The following is a 20,043-nucleotide window of genomic DNA, read 5'->3' as shown; positions in this document are numbered from 1 at the left end:
CCGAGCGCAGGTGCCACCGCACGGGCGTGGCGGGCGGCGGCCAGTCCGGCAGGTCACGCCAGCCGCCGCCGGCGCCGCGACGTGCACCCGCACCGGCGCGCGCTGCGGCGCGGGCCGCCCCGCCAGGTGCGTGTCGAGCCAGTCCAGCCCTTCGCGCAGCGACGCCAGGAGCAGCCCCGGGCTGCCGTGGGTCCAGGGGCCGACGACCAGGCGGGGTCGCGCTCCGGCGGCCCGCAGGCGGGCGTAGTCGTCGAGCTGGGCCGGCAGGAAGATGTCCTGCCAGCCGCTGACCATGGCGACCGGGGCGCGCACCTCGGTGATCCGTTCGCCGAAGACCCGGGTACGCCAGTAGTCGGCGTCGGGGGTGTGGTGGCGCAGCCACTCCTGGAAGAACGGCACCGTGACACCGGTGGCGACCCGGTCCGCCTCGGCCAGCGGCAGGTGCGCCAGGGCACGGACGAGGCGGGGCTGACCGCGCTTGAGTTCCCACTGCCGGGCCAGCCAGGGCACCGTCTGCGCCTGGAGCAGCTCGGCCCAGGTGAGCACCGTGTCCAGGGCGAACGACTCCCCCGCGTACGTGGAGTCGCGGGTGCCCGACGCGGTCACCACGGCGACCATCGCGCGCAGCTCGTCGCCAGCCTCGGCGGCGAGCGCCCACTGCACGAAGCCCTGGTAGCTGGCGCCGAACATGCCGAACGCGCCGGTCCACCACCGCTGGCGGCGCAGCCAGTCCAGCGTGTCGAGGCCGTCGTCGCGCTCGTGCACCAGCGGCGCGAACTCGCCGCCCGAGCCGTACGTGCCGCGGCAGGACTGGATGACCACGTGGAAGCCCCGCTCGGCGATCAGGCGGCCGAGCAGGCGGATCGGCCCGCCCCGCCCGTACGGGGTGCGGATCAGCACGCAGTGCGCGCCGGGCAGGTCGGGGGCGTAGTGGTCGGCGCGCAGCGTCACCCCGTCGCGGACCCGGACCGGGATGTCCCGGGTGACGGTGACCCGCCCGGTGCGGGCGGCCGGTAGTCGCAGCGCCGCGGCGGCGGCCCGGGTGACCAGCCGCACGGTCAGTCGCCCTCGCCGGGGCCGGGTGCGGCGCCGCGGCGGGGCGCGGCGCGGATCTCGTCCCGGTGGGTACGCATGGAGCGCACCATCTCCGCCATGAACCGCTGCACCACGGCCAGCTCGTCGTCGGTGAAGCGGTCCATCACCTCGTCGGTGCGGCGCCCGAGCGGGCCGAAGAAGCTCTGCGCCAGCGTGGCGCCACGGTCGGCGTAGTGCAGGAGGATCTTGCGGCGGTCGGCGGTGTCCCGGTCGCGGCGGATGTGGCCGCCGCGTTCCAGGCGGTCGACGAGGGCGGTCACCGACCCGGAGGAGATGTTGAGCGCCTCACCGAGGCGGCCGGGGGTGATCGGGTCGCCGATCAACTCGGCCTCCATCACCGCGATCAACGCCTGCAGGTCGGTGGCGTTGAGCCCGTGCAGTCCGGCGAAGGCGTGCCCGATGTGCTGGGCGTCGACGGAGTATCGGCGCAGGTCGTTGGTGATCTCGGCGATCATCCGCCCGCGCGGGTCGTCCCGTCGCCGGTACATCCTGTGCGCCACCGTTCGCCGACACCCCCTGCCCGAACTGATCCGGTTGCAGCATAGAACCACCCCGGATAATCTCGCTTATCAAGATACTCGTTCAGAGAGAATCCTCCGCGACCAAATAGTGAGGGCATCCGATGTCACTGTTCTCCCGCGTCGTCCGGGGCCGGCTCGCCGCCTGGCTCACCCTGGCCGTCGCGCTCGTCGTCGGCGTAGTCGCCTTCGGGCTGCCGAAGCCGGACAATCCCGACCCGGTCTCCGGCACCGGCCTGTCCGTGAAATGGCAGTCGACGCAGGTCGAACGGCTGCAGGACCAGTTGCCCTCGAAGGACGCCCAGACCGCCCTGGTCGTGGTCAGCCGCGCCGACCAGGCCCCGCTGAGCGGCGCCGACCGAGGTCAGCTCGACGGCCTCACCGGCCAGCTGAGCTCACTCGCCGCCGGCGGCCGGGTCTCCCCCGCCCAGGTCTCCCCGGACGGGACCGTGGCGCTGGTCGCGGTGCCGCTGTCCACCGAGGGCGGCCCGTCGGCGGTGGTCGACGAGGTGGAGAAGCTCCGCGAGACGGTCGGTGACCTGCCCGGCGAGCTGACCGTCGAGGTCACCGGCGGGCCCGCGTTCACCGCCGACCTGGGCAAGGTGTTCCAGGGCGCGGACACCACGCTGCTGCTGGTCACCGCCGCCGTGGTGGCGGTGCTGCTGCTGGTCACCTACCGCAGCCCGTTCCTGTGGCTCGTACCGCTGCTCGTGGTGGGCGCGACCGAGCAGATCACGCTGCGCGTGGTGGAGTCCCTCGTGCCCGCGTTCGGCATCTACCTGCCCAGCGGCCAGGTCACCGGCATCGCCAGCGTGCTGGTGTTCGGCGCCGCGACCAACTACGCCCTGCTGCTCATCGCCCGCTACCGGGAGGAGCTGCGCCGGGAGGAGGACCGGTTCGCCGCCATGCGCTCGGCGCTGCGCCGCACCGCCGAACCGATCCTGGCCAGCGGCAGCACCGTCGTCCTCGGCGTGCTCACGCTGCTGCTGTCCGAGCAGGAGACCAACCGGGCGCTCGCCATCGCCTGCGCCACCGGTGTGATCCTCGCCATGCTCTCCGCCCTGTTCGTGCTCCCCGCAGCCCTGCTGCTGTTCGGCCGGGGCCTGTTCTGGCCGTTCATCCCCCGCGTCGGCAGCGCCGCGCGCGAGGGCCGGATCTGGGGCCGCCTCGGCGAGATGGTCATCCGCCGGCCGCTGCCGGTCGCCGCGCTCGCCGTCCTGCTGCTCGCCGGCCTGGCCCTCGGCGGCCTCGGCATCCGCACCGGCCTGTCCGAGACCGAGCAGTTCAGCGAGAAGCCGGAGGCGGTCGCCGGGGCGGAGACGCTCGCCCGGGCGTTCCCGGCCGGCAGCACCCAGCCGGTTGCGGTGCTCACCAACCCGCAGGCCGCCCCGGCGGTGCTCGCCGCCGCCTCCGACGTCGACGGGGTCGCCTCGGCCCGGCCGGGCGCCGCCGGAGACCGGGTAGCCCAGATCGACGTGGTGCTCACCGCCGAGCCCGGCAGCGCCGCCTCCGACCGGGCCGTGGTGGCGCTGCGCGACGCCGTGGCCGCCGTACCGGATTCCGCGCCGCCCACCGTGGACGGCGCGGACGCCCCCGACGGCGCCCTCGTCGGTGGTTCGGTCGCCGCGACCTACGACTCGAACGAGGCGAACACCAAGGACCTCAAGCTGATCCTGCCGCTCATCCTGCTGCTGGTCGGCGCGGTGCTGGTGCTGCTGCTGCGCGGAATCCTGGCGCCGCTGCTGCTGGTGGTGACCGTGATCGCGTCGTTCTTCGCCAGCCTCGGCGCGGCCTGGCTGCTCTTCGACCACGTGCTGGACTTCCCGGCGCTGGACAGCGGGGTGCTGCTGCTCGCGTTCGTCTTCCTGGTGGCGCTCGGCGTCGACTACAACATCTTCCTGGTCACCCGGGCCCGGGAGGACGCCCGGCGCACCGGCACCCGCGACGGCATGCTGTCGGCGCTGCGGGTCACCGGCGGCGTCATCACCAGCGCGGGCGTGCTGCTCGCCGCGGTCTTCGCGGTGCTCGGCGTGCTGCCGCTGATCACGCTCACCCAGATCGGCATCATCGTCTGCATCGGTGTGCTGCTGGACACGCTGCTGGTCCGTACCGTGCTGGTGCCGTCGCTGGCGTTCCTGCTCGGCGACCGGTTCTGGTGGCCCGGCCGGATCACCCGGGACGCCGACGCGCCCAGCGACGCCGTCGACGCGCCGGCCGAGCCGGTGCCCGCGCGGGACTGACCTGGACGGACAGGGCGGGGCCGGCACGTTCGCCGGCCCCGCCCGTTCGTTTGTTCCGTTCGCTCGTTCGCTCGTTCGCTCAGAAGCTCAGGCACTCGCACTCGGTCATCAGCGCCCGCACGTTGCGCACGTACTGCGGGTTGGGGATGGTCAGCGGCTGGTCCTCCCGCGCCACCGCGCCGTGCCCGTAGTTGTACGCCGCGATCACGGCGTTGAGCAGGCAGGAGTTCAACGTGGACGTGCACAGCGAGGCGTCGAGGCGGTAGTCGGACTCGAAGTACATGTCGCCGATGTACTTGGTCAGCCAGGCCAGGTACGTGCCGCCCAGGTAGGCGTTGTCGCGGTAGGCGTCGATGTCGTACGACTGCCCGAACCGCTGGTTCATCCACTCCGCCGTGGCCGGCATGACCTGCATCAGCCCGACCCCGCCATCGCAGGCGATGATGTTGGACTGCCACCCGCTCTCCTGCCAGGCGGTGGCCTTCATCAGGGCCGACGGGATGCGGATGTCCGGCGCCGAGGTGGGCCAGTAGGTGCGCGCCGCGGCATCGGCGAGCGCCGCTTTCACCTGGCTCTGGCTGGCCTTGGTGCCCCGGTAGCTCGGCTTACAGCCCTCGTCCGCCGGCTTCGGCGGGGCGGGAGGCACCTGGGTCTCGGTCGGCGGCTTCGGCTTGGCCAGCGGGGCCGTGGACGTGCGGGACGGCTTCGCGGCCGGTTTCGGTTTCGCCGACGCGCTCGGGCTGGGCCGCCCACCCATCGCCGCGACCGCCGGTGGCTCCTCGCTGGGCGCGTCGGCGGGCGCCTCCTGCGGTTCGTCCGCCGGCGCCGCCGTGGGCAGGTCCGCGGCGACCTCGCGGACCGGCCGTTCCTGTTCGCCGCACGCCGTCAGCGTGCCCGTCGCGAGCAGCGCCGCCACCGCCACCGCGGCCCACCTGCCGAATCCTCGCCGCATCCGACCTCCCCCGTCGTTGCCGTCGGCGCACCCTAACAAGGATCGGCAGGTCCGCGGGGTACCCGAGACGCCGACCGGCGCCGCCGGGGCCGGGGCGGCGCGTCCCGTGGGGCCGGGCCGCCATCCGCCGGGTCCGGCCGCTCGGCGCCGTCCGCCAGCCGGTCCCGGGTCGCCCACGCCACCACGAACACGGTGGTCCAGGCGATGCCCAGCAGCACCGCCGTGACGGTGCCGCTCGCGGTGCTGAGTCCCAGGTAGAGCCGCGCGCCGGTGACCATGACCACGCCTGCCGACGCGGCCGTCCACACGGCCACGCCGACCGGCCAGCGCGCGCCGCGGGACAGCAGCCAGGCCAGCGTGCCGAAGCTCGCCGTCACCACCGCGTTCTGGGTCGGGAACAGGTCACCGGCCCGGTCCGGGCCACCCGGATCAGTCAGCTCCGCGACAACGACGAGCAACACCAGCGGCACTGCCGCGCCGACGGTGCCCAGCACCCCGAGCGGGTCGGCCCGCCACGGCCGGCCCCGCCCCGTCACCACGGCCGCCACCACGGCGACCGCGGCGATGAGCAGCCAGCCGCGCAGCCCCGACACCGCGGCCTGCGCCGCGTCGACCACCCCGGGGGTACGCCGGGCGGCGAACCAGTCGGAGACCAGCCCGTCGAGGACACCCAGCCCGCTGTGCCGGACCACCGCCTCCAGCAGCAGCGCCACGGCCAGCCCGGCGACGAACAGCAGCGCCAGCCCCAGCACCAGGTTGACCAGCAGGCTCCAGGCCGGGCCGACCCGCATCGCGACCAGGAAGAACAGCACGCCGTACCGGGACCGCAGCCAGCGCAGCGGCGGCAGCGCGGCGGCCCGGGCGGCCAGCGCGCGCACCGGGTCCGGGTTGCGCCCCAGCCAGCGGCCCGCCAGCACCACGCCGAGCAGGCACAGCAGCAGGGCCAGCACCGCCCCGGTGGCCTGGCCGAGCAGCTTCGACACCCGCTCGTACGACTCCCCGGCCAGGTAACCGGCCAGCACCGAGGCGCCGACCCAGCTCGCCACCCCGGCGAGGTTCCACGGCGCGAACCGCCGGTACGGCATTCCGGCCGACCCGGCCAGCCGGGGCGCCAGCGTACGGGCGAACGCGATCCAGCGGGCGGCCAGCACGCCGCGACCGCCCAGCCGGTCCAGCAGCGAGTCGGCCCGCCGCCACCGGTGCGCCCCGATCCGGGCACCCACCCCCGAGGCGCGCAGCCGTGGGCCGTACCGCCGCCCGGCCCGCCACGCGAGTGTGTCTCCGATCACGGCGGCGGCGGTCATGGCCACCAGCACGGGCGCGAGGCGCAGCGTCCCCGCGTACGCTAGGAAGCCGACCAGAAGCAGGGTCGCCTCGCCGGGCATCAGCAGCCCGACGATCACCGCGGTCTCCGCCGCGACGATCGCCGCGGCGGCCAGGTAGATCAGCAGGGGCGGCAGCTCCTGCAGCCAGCTCAGCAGGTCAGGCATCGGACACCCCGCACGGGTGTCAGCATGCCAGTCGCTGGAACGGTCGGCACAGCACTTTCGACGCAGATCCGGGCGATCTCGGGGTGACCCCGAGGCGTGCCCGGGCTACCGCAGACAGGAGTATGGAGGGTATGCAGCTACGCACCGACCTCCGCAACGTCGCCATCATCGCCCACGTCGACCACGGCAAGACGACCCTGGTCGACGCCATGTTGCGGCAGGCCGGCGCCTACGGCGCCCGCGGTGAGAACACCGAGCGGGTCATGGACTCGATGGACCTCGAGCGCGAGAAGGGCATCACCATCCTCGCCAAGAACACCGGCGTGCGGTACCTGCCGGCGGACGGCTCGGAACCGGTCACCATCAACATCATCGACACCCCCGGTCACGCCGACTTCGGCGGCGAGGTCGAGCGCGGCCTGACCATGGTCGACGGTGTGGTGCTGCTGGTCGACGCCAGCGAGGGCCCCCTGCCGCAGACCCGGTTCGTGCTCCGCAAGGCGCTGCGCGCGCGGCTGCCGATCATCCTGGTGATCAACAAGGTGGACCGTCCGGACGCCCGGATCAAGGAGGTCGTGGACGACACCTACGAGCTCTTCCTCGACCTGGACGCCGACGAGGAGCAGATCGACTTCCCGATCGTCTACGCCTGCGCCCGCGACGGCATCGCCTCGCTGACCCAGCCCGCCGACGGCGCGGTCCCGGATGACAGCAGCAACCTGGAGCCGCTGTTCCGCACCCTGCTGGACACCATCCCCGCGCCCGCGTACGACGAGGGCGCGCCGCTGCAGGCGCACGTCACCAACCTCGACGCCTCGCCGTTCCTGGGCCGGCTCGCGCTGTGCCGGGTCCGCCAGGGCACGATCAGCAAGGGCCAGACCGTGGCCTGGTGCCGCACCGACGGCAGCACCCAGCGGGTACGAATCTCCGAGCTGCTGATGACCGAGGGCCTGGAGCGCAAGCCGGCCGAGTCCGCCGGGCCGGGCGACATCATCGCCGTGGCCGGCATCCCGGAGATCATGATCGGTGAGACACTCGCCGACGCCGAGAACCCGGTGCCGCTGCCGCTGATCACCGTGGACGAGCCGGCCATCTCGATGACCATCGGCACCAACACCTCGCCGCTGGTAGGCCGGGTCAAGGGCGCCAAGGTCACCGCCCGGATGGTCAAGGACCGGCTCGACAAGGAGCTGATCGGCAACGTGTCGCTGCGGGTGCTGCCCACCGAGCGGCCGGACGCCTGGGAGGTGCAGGGCCGTGGTGAGCTGGCCCTGGCGATCCTGGTCGAGCAGATGCGCCGCGAGTCCTTCGAGCTCACCGTCGGCAAGCCGCAGGTCGTCACCCGGGAGATCGACGGGAAGACCTGCGAGCCGGTCGAGCGGCTGACCATCGACGCCCCGGAGGAGTACCTGGGCGCGATCACCCAGCTCCTGGCCACCCGCAAGGGCCGGATGGAGCAGCTGGTCAACCACGGCACCGGCTGGATCCGGATGGAGTGGCTGGTCCCGGCGCGCGGCCTGATCGGCTTCCGCACCGAGTTCCTCACCGAGACCCGCGGCACCGGCATCCTGCACCACGTCTTCGAGTCGTACGAGCCGTGGTTCGGCGAGCTGCGCACCCGCAACAACGGGTCGCTGGTCGCCGACCGGGCCGGCGCGGTCACCGCGTTCGCGATGACCAACCTCCAGGAACGCGGCCAGCTCTTCGTCGAGCCGGGCACCGAGGTGTACGAGGGCATGATCGTCGGCGAGAACTCCCGCTCCGACGACATGGACGTCAACATCACCAAGGAGAAGAAGCTCACCAACATGCGCTCGTCGACCGCCGACGAGACCGAGAAGCTGATCCCGCCGCGCAAGCTGTCCCTGGAGCAGGCGCTGGAGTTCTGCCGCGAGGACGAGTGCGTCGAGGTCACCCCGGCCGCGGTGCGCATCCGCAAGGTGGTGCTGGACCAGACCCAGCGCGGCCGGATGGCGGCCCGCCGCAAGCACGCAGGCTGACCCACCCCGCCCCACCCGGAGCCCGGCCCGCCCCCAGGCGGACCGGGCTCCCCCGTCTCTCCCCCTCTGCCCTGCCCTGCCCCGTTGATCATGAGGTTGGCGGCGTTTTCGATCTCCATAACCGCCGCCAACCTCATGATCGACCGCCAAGCGCGAGATCTTGGTACAAAATGGCCCCTCCAGGGGCCGATTCCTACCAAGATCTACACGGATCTCGGGATATGACCTTCTAGATCCCGGATAGTGGGAGATTGGGCGGTCTCCGCGGACGGCATGGGAGCGGCCGTCGGATGACGCGGAACTGGCGGACTGAGCCAGCAGTGGACGGCCCGACGCAGGCCGGAACCGGTGGGCGGAGGAGAAGCGAGCGGGCCGACGCAGGCGGAAGCCGGCGGACGGGGGCAGGAGCGGGCGGGCGGATCCCGGAAGCGGGCGGACGAGTGGCCGACCACGGTGGAGGTCGGGCGACAGCGGTGGCGGCACTGCCCCGGACGAACGCCCGTAGCAGGACGATCGCGGGGACGAGGCGTCAGCGGGGCTTGGTGGCGGCGATCGCCAGGGCGTCGGGGACAGGCCCGGAGCCGGACTCGACCACCCGGGTCACCACCAGACCGGCCGCGGTGACGGCGTTGAGCAGGTCGGCCAGGGGCAGGTGCCAGGCGCCGACACGCGCCCGCACCCCGACGACGTTCCACGACCGCAGCGTGTGCTCCCGTGAGGCGTACCCGCCGTCGATCACGATCCGCTCCGGCTCGGACCGGTCGGCGAACGCGCCCACGTAACACGGGTGCACCCCGACGTGCACCAGCCGGCCACCGGGCGCCAGCACCCGCGCCGCCTCCGCGAGCGCGGCCGGATAGTCGGGCATGTCGGTGTGCGCGAGCACGCACACCGCGGCCGGCACCGCGCCGGCGGCCAGCGGCAGCGCTGTCGCGTCAGCCCGGGCCACCGGCAGCCGCGACCGGGCGTGGCGCAGTTGCCCGCCGGACAGATCCACACCCACCGGCGTCCATCCGAGACGGCGCAGCTCGGCCGCGTGCGCGCCGGTGCCGCAGCACAGGTCCAGGCAGCGGCCCGGGCCCTCGCCCAGCAGGCCGGCCAGCACCGACCGGATCCGGTCCATGTAGACCGACGAGGTCTCGCTGGCGTACTCCTCGTACCAGTCGGCGATGTCGTCGTACAACGGGGTCGTCATCTCCGCACGCTAGCCCCGCACCGGGCCCGCCGCTGCCCCGCAGATCGGCTACGGTGCCCCCATGACCTGGGAGGAGCTCGACGCGCACCTGGACAAGGTGCCCGGCACCGTCTCCGCGTACGTGGGCCGGCCCGGCGCGCGGCCGGCGTGGACGCGGCGCGCCGACGCCACCCACTACGCGGCGAGCACCATGAAGCTCGCCGTGCTGGTGGCGCTGTTCCGCGCCGCCGAGGCCGGCCGGCTCGACCTGGACGCGCCGGTGCCGGTGCGCAACTCGTTCGACTCCGCGCTGCCGGGCGCGCCCCGGTTCGCCAACGCCCGGAACTACGACAACGACGAGGCGGTCTGGGACCGCGTCGGCGGGGACGCGCCGCTGCGCTGGCTCGCCGAACGGATGATCGTCCGGTCCAGCAACCTGGCCACGAACATCTGCATCGGCCAGGTGGGGCTGCCCGCCGTGGCGCGGGCGTGGGCGCTCGCCGGGGCGCGGCACAGCGTCACCGGCCGCGGCATCGAGGACTTCGCCGCCCGCGACTCCGGCATCGACAACCTGGTCACCGCCGCCGACCTGGCCGCCCTGCTCGGCGAGCTGGCGCTCGGCGCGACCCGGCCCGGCCCGCTCGCCTCGCCGTCTGCCTGCGCGGCCATGCTCGACGTGCTCGCCGCCCAGGAGCACCGCGAGGACCTGGCCGCCGGGCTGCCCGACGGCACCCGCATCGCGCACAAGAACGGCTGGGTGCGCGGCGTGCGCCACGGCGCCGGCGTGGTCTTCCCGGACGACGCGCCGCCGTACACGATCGTCGTCTGCACCACCACCGACCTGGCCGACGGCGGCGCGGACGGCGACGAGGTGGAGGACGACGCCTGCCGGCTGATCGCGCACGTCTCCGCGCGGGTCTGGGCGGCGCGAAACGACCTGGCCGGCTGACCCGGCTACTCCAGCAGCCGCTCGCGCAGCGCCGCGCGGTCCGCGTCGGTCACCCCCAGACCGTCGCGCAGGTACGCCTCGAACGAGCCGTGCGTCCGGCGCACCTCGTCGTAGGCGGCGTCCAGGTATTCCGGGCGCACCTCCAGCAGCGGCCGCGCCACCGCCGGATCCAGGTCCGGCCGGCGCTGGATCATCGCGGACAGCAGCACCTCGCGCAGGCTCTCGGTCAGCTCGTTGTGCACCAGGTAGTCGGCGCGGATCGCCTCCTCCTGGACGCCCAGCGCGGTCAGCAGCACCACCGACAGCCAGCCGGTGCGGTCCTTGCCGGCCGAGCAGTGGAACAGCAGCGGCAGGTTCGCGTCCTCGACGGCCAGCCGCACCGCCGCGCTGAAACCGGCCCGCGCCGACTCGCCGGTGACGAACCAGCGGTAGATCGCCGTCATCGCCCCCGGCATGCCCTCCCGGGCCAGCGCCGCGTAGGCGTTCAGGTCGTGGCCCTGCAGCACCGCCGAGACGTACGTGAAGACGGGATGCGCCGCGTCGTAGACGGGCAGGTGCACCACGCGGGGCGCACCGGCCAGCCGGTCCGGCGGGGCCACCGCCTGCTCGTGGACGTCACGCAGGTCCACCACGCAGGCCGGGCCGAGCTTGCCCAGCACCGGCAGGTCCTCGTCGGTGAGCCGGCCCAGCGCGGGCGTGCGGATGAGCCGCCCGGCGCGTACCCGCCGCCCGTCTGTCGTCGGCAGTCCGCCCAGGTCACGCGCGTTCGGCGCGCCCACCAGCTCCCATTCCCGCCCGGTCATCGGCCCTCCCCTGCTCGCCGCCAGTTGGCTATAGGGTGCCCCACATGACCATCGCCGCGGTACGCACCCACCGTCTGTCGGCCCCCTTACACACCCCGTTCGTCACCGCGCTGCGCCGCACCACCACAGTGGACACGCTGGTCGTGGAGGTGATCGACGGCGACGGCCGCTCGGGTTTCGGTGAGGCGCCGCAGGTCTGGCAGGTGACCGGCGCGTCGGTGGCCGGCGCCGAGGCGTGCGTACGCGAACTGCTCGCGCCGCTGCTGATCGGCCGGGACGCCGACGATCTCCAGGCGGGCTGCGCCCTGGTGCGTCGCGCCGTGGTCGGCAACGAGTCGGCGAAGGCGGCGGTCGACGTGGCGCTGCACGACCTGGCCGCGCGGCGGCTCGGCGTACCCCTGGTGCGTCTGCTCGGCGGCACGGCGCTGCGGGTGCCGACGGATGTCACGCTGGCCGCCGGCGACGCGGTCGACCTGGCCGCGACGGCGGCGCGGCGCGGTGCCGAGGGGTTCGGGGTGCTCAAGCTCAAGGTCGGCACCGACGCCCGCGGCGACCTGGACCGGGTGCGCGCGGTGCGGGCCGCGGTCGGGCCGGACGTGCGGATCCGGCTGGACGCCAACCAGGGCTGGACGCCCCGGGAGGCGGTGCGGGTGATCCGCGCGATCGAGGACGCGGGGCTCGACGTCGAGCTGGTCGAGCAGCCGGTGCACCGCCGTGACCTGGACGGGCTGGCCTGGGTCAGCGACCGGGTCGGGCTGCCGATCCTGGCCGACGAGTCCGTCTTCGACGTGCGGGACATGGTCGAGGTGATCCGGCGGCGGGCCGCCGACATGGTCAACGTGAAGCTGGCCAAGTGCGGTGGGCTGCAACCGGCCCGCACGCTGCTGGACCTGGCCGCCGCGCACGGCATGGGCACCATCGTCGGCTCGATGATGGAGGGCCCGGTCGGCGTGGGCGCCGCCGCCAGCCTGGTCGCCGCCTACGGCACCACCGCCGTGTCGGACCTCGACGCCGCCTGGTGGCTGGCCTGGTCGCCGGTGACCGGCGGCATCCGGTACGAGGGCGCGAGCGTGCTGCTGCCGGACGCGCCAGGTCTCGGCGTCACCGGCCTCCGTGAAGCTAAAATTCAGTCACATGGTTGAGTAGCGGCAGAATTTTTCATATGGTCGCCCGGAGAACCATTCCAGAGAGGGGTACGCGTGGCGCCTCAACCGTGCCGACAGGCCGTCGTACGGGTGCCGGTGGCGACCCTGTGGACAGCACCCGATGCGGTGCGCCCGATCGACCGGCCCGCTCTCGCCGACTGCCCCGACGTCGCCGGCTGGATCGCCGGGATGGACCGCGACCAGCGGGTCGGTGACTGCGTCCTGACCCAGTTGCTGCTCGGCGAGCCGGTACGGATCACCGAGACGCGGCCGGACGGCTGGGCCCGCGTCGTCGCGCTCGGCCAGCCCGCCGCGAAACACGGCGCCGACGGCTACCCGGGCTGGGTGCGGACCGCCCACCTGACCACCGCCGAGCCGGCCGGCGCCGCGCTGACCGTCGACGTCGCCCACACCACGCTGCACGCCTCGCCGGGTGGAGCACCGGCGCTTCGCGGCCTGGTGCTCGGCACCCGCCTGGAGTCGGCCGGGCGGCCGGTGGACGGCGGGCGACCGGTCCGCGTACCGGGTCGGGCCGACCCGCTGTGGGCCCCGGAGGGCGACCTGGTGCCGCTGCCGGCCGAACGCCCCGAGGCCAAGGAGGTGCTCGCGGTCGCCGAGCGGCTGCGTGACCTGCTCTACGTCTGGGGCGGCCTGTCCACCGACGGCATCGACTGCTCCGGGCTGGTCCACCTGGCCTGGCGGCGGCACGGGATCACGCTCCCCCGCGACGCCGACGACCAGGCGGACGCGACGACGCCGGTGGCGCTCGGCGACGAACGTCCCGGCGACCTCTACTTCTTCGCGCGGCCCGGCCGGCGCGTCCACCACGTCGGGATCGTCTCGGCCGAGCCGCACGGCGGCCGGCGCCGGATGCTGCACGCCTGCTACCTGACCCGCCGGGTGGTCGAGGAGGAGCTGCCCGCCGACCGGGCCGCCACGCTCGTCGGCGCGCACCGCGTCTGACCCTGCGGTCAGGGGCGGGTCTTGACCAGCTCCCGTCGCCGGTCCCGCGACGACTTCGCCAGGCTTGCCGCAGTGGCCACGGCCAGGGTGCCGAGGATGACGGTGAGCGACAGCCAGATCGGGATGTGCGGGGCCCACCCCACGGGCTCGCCGCCATTGATGAACGGCAGGTGGTTGTCGGCGAGCGCCTCCAGCATCAGCTTCACGCCGATGAAGCCGAGCACCACGGCGAGGCCGTAGCTGAGGTAGATGAGCCGGTCCAGCAGGCCGCCGAGCAGGAAGTAGAGCTGCCGCAGCCCCATCAGGGCGAAGACGTTGGCGGTGAAGACCAGGTACGGCTCCTGGGTGATGCCGAAGATCGCCGGGATCGAGTCGAGCGCGAAGATCAGGTCGGTGGTGCCGATCGCGATCATCACGATCAGCATCGGGGTGAACAGCCGCCGACCGTTCTCCCGGGTGGTGATCTTCGCCCCGTCGTAGTCCCGGGACAGCGGCAGCGCCCGCCGGCTCCACCGGATCAGCACGTTCTCGCTGAACTCGTCCTCGTCCGGCTCGCCCTGCCGGGCCAGGTTCACCGCGGTGTAGATGAGGAACGCGCCGAAGATGTAGAACACCCAGGAGAACTGGGAGATCAGCGCCGCGCCGGCCGCGATGAAGCCGCCACGCATGACCAGCGCCAGGATGATGCCGACGAGCAGCACCTTCTGCTGATACTGCCGGGGCACCCCGAAGCGGGCCATGATGATGACGAAGACGAAGAGGTTGTCCACCGAGAGGCTGTACTCGGTGAGCCAGCCGGTGTAGAACTCCCCCGCCACGCGGCCACCGGCGGTCAGCCAGAGCACCCCGCCGAAGATCAGCGCCAGGCCGACGTAGAAGCCCACCCAGAGGCTGGACTCGCGGACGCTGGGCTCGTGCGGTCGCCGGCCGATGATGAACAGGTCGGCGAGCAGGACCGCGATCATCGCGATCAGCGTTACCGCCCACACCAATGCGGACACGTTCAAATCCATCCTCCGGCAGACACGCGGCCTCGGGCACACCGTACGCCGGGTGGGCTGCAGGGGTGCGTCGACGCTGACAGGGGTGACTGTCGGAGGTCTCTTCCGCCGGAGCCTGACAGCAGGTTCCGACCGACGGAGCCGGGTCGGGCCACCGTAAGGTACCGGCGCTCTTCCGTGCTGACGACTCCACCGCGAGGGAATACTCCCCTCCTCGGGCGCCATTGTTCACCATCACACCCAGGTGCCGCATCTCCGGGCCGTCGTACGGCTGGGTGACGTGCGCCGCCTCACCCCGCGTAGCGCATCCTAGGAGGCTAGCCCAGCAACTCTCGCCCGGGCGTCTCCCCCGGTGCGTACACCCGGCGGGGTGGCATGGCAGGCTGCGGACATGGTTCTTGAGGTCGCGCTGATCGATGTGACGCCCGGAAACGAGGACGACTTCGCCGCCGCCTACGCGCAGGCACGGCCGATCCTCGCCGGCGCCGAGGGCTGCCGTTCCGTGCGGATGACCCGGGGCGTGGAGTCGCCCACCCGGTTCGTCCTGCTGGTCGAGTGGGACTCGGTCGAGGCGCACGACGTGAACTTCCGCCAGACCGACCGGTTCGCGCAGTGGCGCGGGCTGATCGGCCCGTACTTCGCCGGGCCGCCGCTGGTCGAGCACTTCACCGACGTCCCGGCCTGAACTGTCGTACCCGTGCCGTAGCCTGCGCGCTGCGCGGCCACCGGCCCCGACGGTCATCGGGGGCGCCGGGCCCGGTGGTCGCGCCAGCTCGTGCCGGTCGATCCAGCTCGCGCCGGTCAGCCCAGGTCGTGCGGATCGCGCTGACGGGGCACCGGCGCAGCCCCCAGCCGCCGGGCCACCAGCTCGGCCGTGGCATCGGGTGGCAGCGCGACCGCGAGCAGCCGCTCGATGACCCGTTCGTAGTGGCTCACGTCCGTCTCGGACACCAGGCGCACGTCGGTGGTCAGCGTCTCCACCAGCACGGTGCGCGGGTCCGCCGGATCGGGGTAGGCGTAGTAGGAGAACGGCGCGAGCGGGTGCGGGCCGTCGCCGCAGGACGCGCCGGGCAGCAGCCGGACGCTGACGCGAGGCCGCTCGGCGAGGGCGAGCAGATGCCGCATCTGGTCACGCCACACGTCACCGGGCAGGCCGTCCGGGTCGCAGACCCGCTCGTCGATCAGCGCCGTGTAGTGCGGCGGATCCGGCCGGATCAGCAGCTCCTGACGCGCCGCGCGGGCGCGGACCTCGGCCTCCACGTCCACGTCCCCGGTCAGCGCCGCGCCCGCCGATACGCGCAACCGGGCGTACGCCGGGGTCTGGAGCAGGCCGGGCACGAGCGCGCACTGATACTCGACGATGCGCTCGGCGCCCGCCTCCAGCTCGACGTACGCCCGCTGCCGTTCGCCCATCTCGCCGAGCGCCCGGGACCAGCCGCGTCCGGTGGCGGCGTCCCGGGCGATGACTATCAGCTCGTCCCGCTGCGGTGACGGCACCTGATAGACGTCGAGCAGGTCGAGCACGTCGGCCAGGTCGGGCCGACTCTGCCCCAGCTCGATGCGGGACAGCTTCGAGGTGGACGCCCAACCCAGCCGGACACAGACCTGCTCCAACGTGAGCGACTCGCGACGGCGCAGCCGGCGCAGCTCCACACCGAGCCGCGCCCTCCGGACCACGGGACTTGCTGACAACGGCATGCACGCCTCCCAGGGGAGGAGAGTACGCATGACCATCACGCTCGGCAATACCTCGCCCACACAGCGCTACCACGCCCGGAGTAGGCGCCAGTCGTTCAGGGGCGGTAGGTGCCGAACGACCAGACGTGCCCGGACAGGTCGCGGGCGATGTAGTCACGGGAGCCGTAGTCGGTGTCGAACGGCGCCCTGATGATCTCCGCGCCGGCCGCCCCGGCCCGCTCGTGATGCGCGTCGACGTCCTCGATCGCCAGGTAGACGCGGTAGTCGTCGTCGGCCGGGCGGGGCTGCGGCGCCGGCCCCGGGCCGAGCATCACCAGATCGCCGGCGTACTCCAGCTCGACGTGGACCAGGGTGCCGTCGGGCAGCTCGTGCAGCTCGCGCACGGTGAGGCCGAACGCGGAACAGAGGAAGTCGACGGCGGCTCGCACGTCGGGATAGCGCAAGACGGGATAAACGCTCTGCATGCCGCCAGTCTGCCGCCGCCTCGGTCAGGCCGGATTGGACGAATGAGATCCCGGCCCGGCCAGCGCGGCCGGGGTGACGCCGGCGAACTCGCGGAACTCCCGGATCAGATGCGACTGGTCGTAGTAGCCCCACCGGGCCGCCCGCTCCGCCCAGCCGGTGTCGTCGGGCACGGCGGAGGGCGCGGTGAGCACGGTACGGCCCAGGCTCGCGTACGCCCGGTCGAAACGCAGCAGACGGGCGACGGTCCTCGGCGGCAGGCCGAACTCCCGTCGAAACCGGACCGACAGGTGGCGACGCGACCAGCCCAGCTCCTCGGCCAGGGTGGCCACGCCGACCGCTTCCCCGCCGCCGTCCAGCCGCCGCCAGGCGGCCAGCAGGTGCGGGTCCACCGGCGTGGTCGCCGCCAGCCGCGCGGACAGCGCGGCGTCGAGCCGGGCGAAGCGCTCCGGCCAGCCCGGCGCTGCGGCCAGCTCGTCGCGCAGCCGGGCCAGCCAGCCCGCCACCGCGTCGACCGGCGCCGCCCGGTTGGCCAGCTCGGCCAGCGGCAGCCCGAGCAGGCGGCGGGCCGCCGGGGCGGTCAGCATCACCTGGACCCCGGTGCCCGTCCCCACGGTGCGGGTGGCGCACCAGCTGTCGAACGGGCCGGCCAGGAAGGCGTTCGTGCCGTACGCGCCCCGGGCCCGGTCACGCGGGTCGGCGACGTCCATCGGGGCGCCCCAGCCCAGGATCAGCACCACGAACGCGCCCGCCACCTCCCGGCGCGCCAGCGGGACGGACACGTCCTCGCGGTAGCCGAGGTAGCTGTCCACCCACTGGCGCAGTCGCGGATCGGGGTGCGCGACGACGGCCTCGGTCAGCATCGCGCCGCCCCGGCCGTCACGCCGGTCACCGGACTCCTGCGGCGTCCATCCCGCGCAGCTCCTTCTTGAGGTCGGCGACCTCGTCCCGGATGCGTGCGGCCAGCTCGAACTGCAGCTCCCGCGCGGCGGCGAGCATCTGGTCGTTGAGCTCCTGGATGAGGTTGGCCAGGTCGGCCCGGGCCATGCCCTCGCGGGACGGGGTGGTCGCGGCGCCCCGGCGGCTGCGGGTCTCCTTCACCGGCGCCTTGCCCCGGGAGAGCTGCCGCACGGCACCGCCGACGTTGCTGTTCTCGGTGTCCTCCGCCTCGCGGTAGATGTCGTCGAGGATGTCGTGGATCTTCTTGCGCAACGGCTCCGGCTTGATGCCGTTCGCCTCGTTGTGCGCGATCTGCTTGGCCCGGCGCCGGTTGGTCTCGTCGATCGCGTCCGCCATCGACGGCGTGATCTTGTCGGCGTACATGTGGACCTGGCCGGAGACGTTACGGGCCGCCCGGCCGATGGTCTGGATCAGCGACCGGCCGCTGCGCAGGAACCCCTCCTTGTCGGCGTCGAGGATCGCCACCAGGGAGACCTCGGGCAGGTCGAGACCCTCCCGGAGCAGGTTGATGCCGACGAGCACGTCGTAGTCGCCCTTGCGCAGCTCGCGCAGCAGCTCGACCCGGCGCAGCGTGTCAACCTCGGAGTGCAGGTAGCGCACCCGGATGCCGTTCTCCAGCAGGTAGTCGGAGAGGTCCTCGGCCATCTTCTTGGTGAGCGTGGTGACCAGGACGCGCTCGTCCCGCTCGGTGCGCAGCTTGATCTCGTGCATGAGGTCGTCGATCTGGCCCTTTGTCGGCTTGACCACGACCTCCGGGTCGATCAGGCCGGTGGGGCGGATCACCTGCTCGACGAACTCGCCCTGCGCCTGCTCCAGCTCCCACGGGCCGGGGGTGGCGGACAGGTAGACCATCTGGCCCACCCGCTCCAGGAACTCGTCGAAGCGCAGCGGACGGTTGTCCGCGGCGCTGGGCAGCCGGAAGCCGTGGTCGATGAGCATCCGCTTGCGGGAGGCGTCGCCCTCGTACATGCCGCCGATCTGCGGGATCGTCACGTGCGACTCGTCGACCACGGTGAGGAAGTCGTCGGGGAAGTAGTCGAGCAGGCAGTGCGGCGGGCTGCCGGGCAGCCGGCCGTCGATGTGCATGGAGTAGTTCTCGATGCCGGAGCAGAAGCCCACCTGCCGCATCATCTCGATGTCGTAGGTGGTGCGCATGCGCAGCCGCTGGGCCTCCAGCAGCTTGCCCTGCCGCTCCAGCTCGGCCAGCCGCTCGCCCAGCTCGGCCTCGATGTCGCGGATCGCCCGTTCCATCCGCTCCGGGCCGGCGGCGTAGTGCGTGGCCGGGAAGATCATCAAGCTGTCGACCTCGCGGACCACGTCACCGGTCAGCGGGTTCAGGTAGTAGAGCTTCTCGATCTCGTCACCGAACAGCTCGATGCGGACCGCCAGCTCCTCGTACGCCGGGATGATCTCCAGCGTGTCGCCGCGGACCCGGAAGGTGCCGCGCTGGAAGGCCATGTCGTTGCGCGTGTACTGGATGTCGACCAGCCGCCGCAGCAACTGGTCACGGTCCAGCTCCTGCCCCACCTTCACCCGCACGGCCCGGTCGAGGTATTCCTCCGGCGTGCCCAGCCCGTAGATCGCCGAGACGGTGGCGACCACGATGACGTCGCGCCGGGTGAGCAGCGACATGGTGGCCGAGTGCCGCAGCCGCTCGACCTCCTCGTTGATCGAGGAGTCCTTCTCGATGTAGGTGTCGGTCTGCGGGATGTACGCCTCGGGCTGGTAGTAGTCGTAGTAGGAGACGAAGTATTCGACGGCGTTGCGCGGCAGCAGCTCGCCGAACTCCTTCGCCAGCTGGGCCGCGAGGGTCTTGTTGGGGGCGAGCACCAGGGTCGGCCGCTGCAGCCGCTCGACCAGCCACGCCGTGGTGGCGCTCTTGCCGGTGCCGGTCGCGCCGAGCAGCACCGTGTTGCGGTCGCCGCGCCGCACGCGACGCTCAAGCTCGTCGATGGCAGCCGGCTGGTCACCGGCCGGCTGGAACTCACTGACGACCTGGAAGCGGCCGTCGAGCCGGGGAATGTCGAGCGCCATGACACCAACCGTACGCCCGCGGTCCGACACTTCCGGCCACGACCACGGACCGTCCCTGATCAGCTTCGATATTCCCATTGTGTGGCTCATCTCACGGGTTTACCCTCGTACCGTAGGCCGCTCGCGGCGGCCGACCGGGCCGGCGACCGCCCCCTTCCGAGGGCCGGTTGCCCCCGGCGCCAGGGCCGCAGCACCCGGGTCGACCGGCGTGCGCGCCGACGGTGGTCGCGCGCAGGCGCTGACCGGCCGCCGCGAGCGCCCCTGCTCGTCACCGAAACCCCGCTCTCGCGTTTTCCACTCGTGGGGACCTCTCCCGACCGCCGGCCGCGACGCGAGCCGCCCGACACCGGCGCGCCCCCGTCCGCCGACGACGCCGGCCGCCCGCGCGGCGCGGGTCGCCCCCGCCGCCTCACCGCCCGGGGCGGCGGCGACCAGTCCGTGCCCCGTGAGCCCGGCCGCCGGCACCGCCGCGCCCCGCACCAGCACGCCGGGCCCGGCCCGCCCCGTGGCCGGCCGGGCCGCCGCGAGCTCGTCACCGGCGCTCCCCCCGCTCACCCGG

16 protein-coding genes and 1 pseudogene are annotated in these 20,043 nt (G+C 73.1%); 6 read left to right on the top strand and 11 right to left on the bottom strand.

What is annotated here, in order from left to right; genetic code table 11:
• A pseudogene (locus MCBG_RS29385) lies at positions 1-1,056 on the bottom strand (CocE/NonD family hydrolase); the annotation flags it as partial.
• A gap of 2 nt (positions 1,057-1,058) precedes the next feature.
• The gene (locus MCBG_RS29380; protein ID WP_043329603.1) at positions 1,059-1,583 is read right to left on the bottom strand and encodes a MarR family winged helix-turn-helix transcriptional regulator; all 525 of its coding nucleotides are present in this window, start codon (positions 1,581-1,583) and stop codon (positions 1,059-1,061) included.
• A 134-nt stretch (positions 1,584-1,717) separates the two neighbouring features.
• On the opposite strand from MCBG_RS29380, the gene MCBG_RS29375 reads away from it, so the two are divergent.
• A complete protein-coding gene (locus MCBG_RS29375) occupies positions 1,718-3,853 on the top strand; it encodes an MMPL family transporter (protein ID WP_043329601.1) in 2,136 nt (711 codons plus the stop codon).
• A gap of 79 nt (positions 3,854-3,932) precedes the next feature.
• On the opposite strand, the gene MCBG_RS29370 is transcribed toward MCBG_RS29375, so the two are convergent.
• Both MCBG_RS29370 and MCBG_RS29365 read right to left on the bottom strand, forming a co-directional pair.
• The gene (locus MCBG_RS29370) at positions 3,933-4,805 is read right to left on the bottom strand and encodes a lytic transglycosylase domain-containing protein (RefSeq protein ID WP_043329600.1); all 873 of its coding nucleotides are present in this window, start codon (positions 4,803-4,805) and stop codon (positions 3,933-3,935) included.
• Between the two features lie 32 nt (positions 4,806-4,837).
• Positions 4,838-6,295 carry a DedA family protein gene (locus MCBG_RS29365; protein WP_043329599.1) on the bottom strand — a complete coding sequence of 486 codons (1,458 nt, stop codon included), beginning with the start codon at positions 6,293-6,295 and terminating at the stop codon, positions 4,838-4,840.
• A gap of 131 nt (positions 6,296-6,426) precedes the next feature.
• On the opposite strand from MCBG_RS29365, the gene typA reads away from it, so the two are divergent.
• Entirely contained in the window at positions 6,427-8,295 is a 1,869-nt protein-coding gene (gene typA / locus MCBG_RS29360) for a translational GTPase TypA (protein ID WP_043329598.1), read from the top strand.
• Between the two features lie 529 nt (positions 8,296-8,824).
• Here typA and MCBG_RS29355 read toward each other — a convergent pair.
• Positions 8,825-9,490 carry a class I SAM-dependent methyltransferase gene (locus tag MCBG_RS29355; protein ID WP_043329597.1) on the bottom strand — a complete coding sequence of 222 codons (666 nt, stop codon included), beginning with the start codon at positions 9,488-9,490 and terminating at the stop codon, positions 8,825-8,827.
• A 61-nt stretch (positions 9,491-9,551) separates the two neighbouring features.
• On the opposite strand from MCBG_RS29355, the gene MCBG_RS29350 reads away from it, so the two are divergent.
• Positions 9,552-10,418: a serine hydrolase gene (locus MCBG_RS29350; protein ID WP_043329596.1), complete on the top strand. Its 867-nt coding sequence runs from the start codon at positions 9,552-9,554 to the stop codon at positions 10,416-10,418.
• A 5-nt stretch (positions 10,419-10,423) separates the two neighbouring features.
• Here MCBG_RS29350 and MCBG_RS29345 read toward each other — a convergent pair whose 3' ends face one another.
• A complete protein-coding gene (locus MCBG_RS29345; RefSeq protein WP_043329595.1) occupies positions 10,424-11,221 on the bottom strand; it encodes a tyrosine-protein phosphatase in 798 nt (265 codons plus the stop codon).
• Between the two features lie 44 nt (positions 11,222-11,265).
• On the opposite strand from MCBG_RS29345, the gene MCBG_RS29340 reads away from it, so the two are divergent.
• Positions 11,266-12,363: a mandelate racemase/muconate lactonizing enzyme family protein gene (locus MCBG_RS29340; protein WP_043329594.1), complete on the top strand. Its 1,098-nt coding sequence runs from the start codon at positions 11,266-11,268 to the stop codon at positions 12,361-12,363.
• 129 nt (positions 12,364-12,492) lie between these two features.
• Entirely contained in the window at positions 12,493-13,329 is an 837-nt protein-coding gene (locus MCBG_RS29335) for a C40 family peptidase (RefSeq protein WP_223201373.1), read from the top strand.
• Positions 13,330-13,337: 8 nt separating this feature from the next.
• Here MCBG_RS29335 and MCBG_RS29330 read toward each other — a convergent pair whose 3' ends face one another.
• Positions 13,338-14,336, bottom strand: coding sequence for a TerC family protein (locus tag MCBG_RS29330; protein WP_043329590.1), 999 nt, complete (start codon positions 14,334-14,336; stop codon positions 13,338-13,340).
• Between the two features lie 385 nt (positions 14,337-14,721).
• Between MCBG_RS29330 and MCBG_RS29325 the strand changes: the two genes are divergently transcribed.
• The gene (locus MCBG_RS29325) at positions 14,722-15,015 is read left to right on the top strand and encodes an antibiotic biosynthesis monooxygenase family protein (RefSeq protein ID WP_030503827.1); all 294 of its coding nucleotides are present in this window, start codon (positions 14,722-14,724) and stop codon (positions 15,013-15,015) included.
• A gap of 116 nt (positions 15,016-15,131) precedes the next feature.
• Here MCBG_RS29325 and MCBG_RS29320 read toward each other — a convergent pair whose 3' ends face one another.
• From MCBG_RS29320 to uvrB, 4 genes are all read right to left on the bottom strand, one after another.
• Complete coding sequence (locus MCBG_RS29320; RefSeq protein ID WP_030503826.1) at positions 15,132-16,028, bottom strand: DUF5753 domain-containing protein; 897 nt, start codon at positions 16,026-16,028, stop codon at positions 15,132-15,134.
• A gap of 95 nt (positions 16,029-16,123) precedes the next feature.
• A complete protein-coding gene (locus tag MCBG_RS29315) occupies positions 16,124-16,492 on the bottom strand; it encodes a VOC family protein (protein WP_043329588.1) in 369 nt (122 codons plus the stop codon).
• 24 nt (positions 16,493-16,516) lie between these two features.
• On the bottom strand, positions 16,517-17,353 hold the full coding sequence (locus MCBG_RS29310; RefSeq protein WP_043329587.1) for a helix-turn-helix transcriptional regulator: 837 nt from the start codon (positions 17,351-17,353) through the stop codon (positions 16,517-16,519).
• A gap of 25 nt (positions 17,354-17,378) precedes the next feature.
• Positions 17,379-19,484 (bottom strand): excinuclease ABC subunit UvrB, encoded by a 2,106-nt coding sequence (uvrB, locus tag MCBG_RS29305; RefSeq protein WP_043329585.1) that lies wholly within the window; start codon positions 19,482-19,484, stop codon positions 17,379-17,381.
• Between the last annotated feature and the right edge of the window lie 559 nt (positions 19,485-20,043).

It is taken from the genome of Micromonospora sp. M42 (assembly GCF_000568915.1).
In the GTDB taxonomy this organism is placed as follows: Bacteria; Actinomycetota; Actinomycetes; order Mycobacteriales; family Micromonosporaceae; genus Micromonospora; species Micromonospora chalcea.
The sequence above is the reverse complement of the archived record's forward strand: the minus strand, read 5'-3'. Positions and strand labels throughout refer to the sequence as shown.

Bases quoted from the DNA above. Each gene is read 5' to 3' on its own strand.
- MCBG_RS29315 (WP_043329588.1), bottom strand. From the start codon at position 16,492: ATGCAGAGCGTTTATCCCGTCTTGCGCTATCCCGACGTGCGAGCCGCC.
- MCBG_RS29355 (WP_043329597.1), bottom strand. From the start codon at position 9,490: ATGACGACCCCGTTGTACGACGACATCGCCGACTGGTACGAGGAGTAC.
- uvrB (WP_043329585.1), bottom strand. From the start codon at position 19,484: ATGGCGCTCGACATTCCCCGGCTCGACGGCCGCTTCCAGGTCGTCAGT.
- MCBG_RS29365 (WP_043329599.1), bottom strand. From the start codon at position 6,295: ATGCCTGACCTGCTGAGCTGGCTGCAGGAGCTGCCGCCCCTGCTGATC.
- MCBG_RS29350 (WP_043329596.1), top strand. From the start codon at position 9,552: ATGACCTGGGAGGAGCTCGACGCGCACCTGGACAAGGTGCCCGGCACC.
- MCBG_RS29380 (WP_043329603.1), bottom strand. From the start codon at position 1,583: ATGTACCGGCGACGGGACGACCCGCGCGGGCGGATGATCGCCGAGATC.
- MCBG_RS29325 (WP_030503827.1), top strand. From the start codon at position 14,722: ATGGTTCTTGAGGTCGCGCTGATCGATGTGACGCCCGGAAACGAGGAC.
- typA (WP_043329598.1), top strand. From the start codon at position 6,427: ATGCAGCTACGCACCGACCTCCGCAACGTCGCCATCATCGCCCACGTC.
- MCBG_RS29340 (WP_043329594.1), top strand. From the start codon at position 11,266: ATGACCATCGCCGCGGTACGCACCCACCGTCTGTCGGCCCCCTTACAC.
- MCBG_RS29310 (WP_043329587.1), bottom strand. From the start codon at position 17,353: ATGCTGACCGAGGCCGTCGTCGCGCACCCCGATCCGCGACTGCGCCAG.
- MCBG_RS29320 (WP_030503826.1), bottom strand. From the start codon at position 16,028: ATGCCGTTGTCAGCAAGTCCCGTGGTCCGGAGGGCGCGGCTCGGTGTG.
- MCBG_RS29345 (WP_043329595.1), bottom strand. From the start codon at position 11,221: ATGACCGGGCGGGAATGGGAGCTGGTGGGCGCGCCGAACGCGCGTGAC.
- MCBG_RS29370 (WP_043329600.1), bottom strand. From the start codon at position 4,805: ATGCGGCGAGGATTCGGCAGGTGGGCCGCGGTGGCGGTGGCGGCGCTG.
- MCBG_RS29375 (WP_043329601.1), top strand. From the start codon at position 1,718: ATGTCACTGTTCTCCCGCGTCGTCCGGGGCCGGCTCGCCGCCTGGCTC.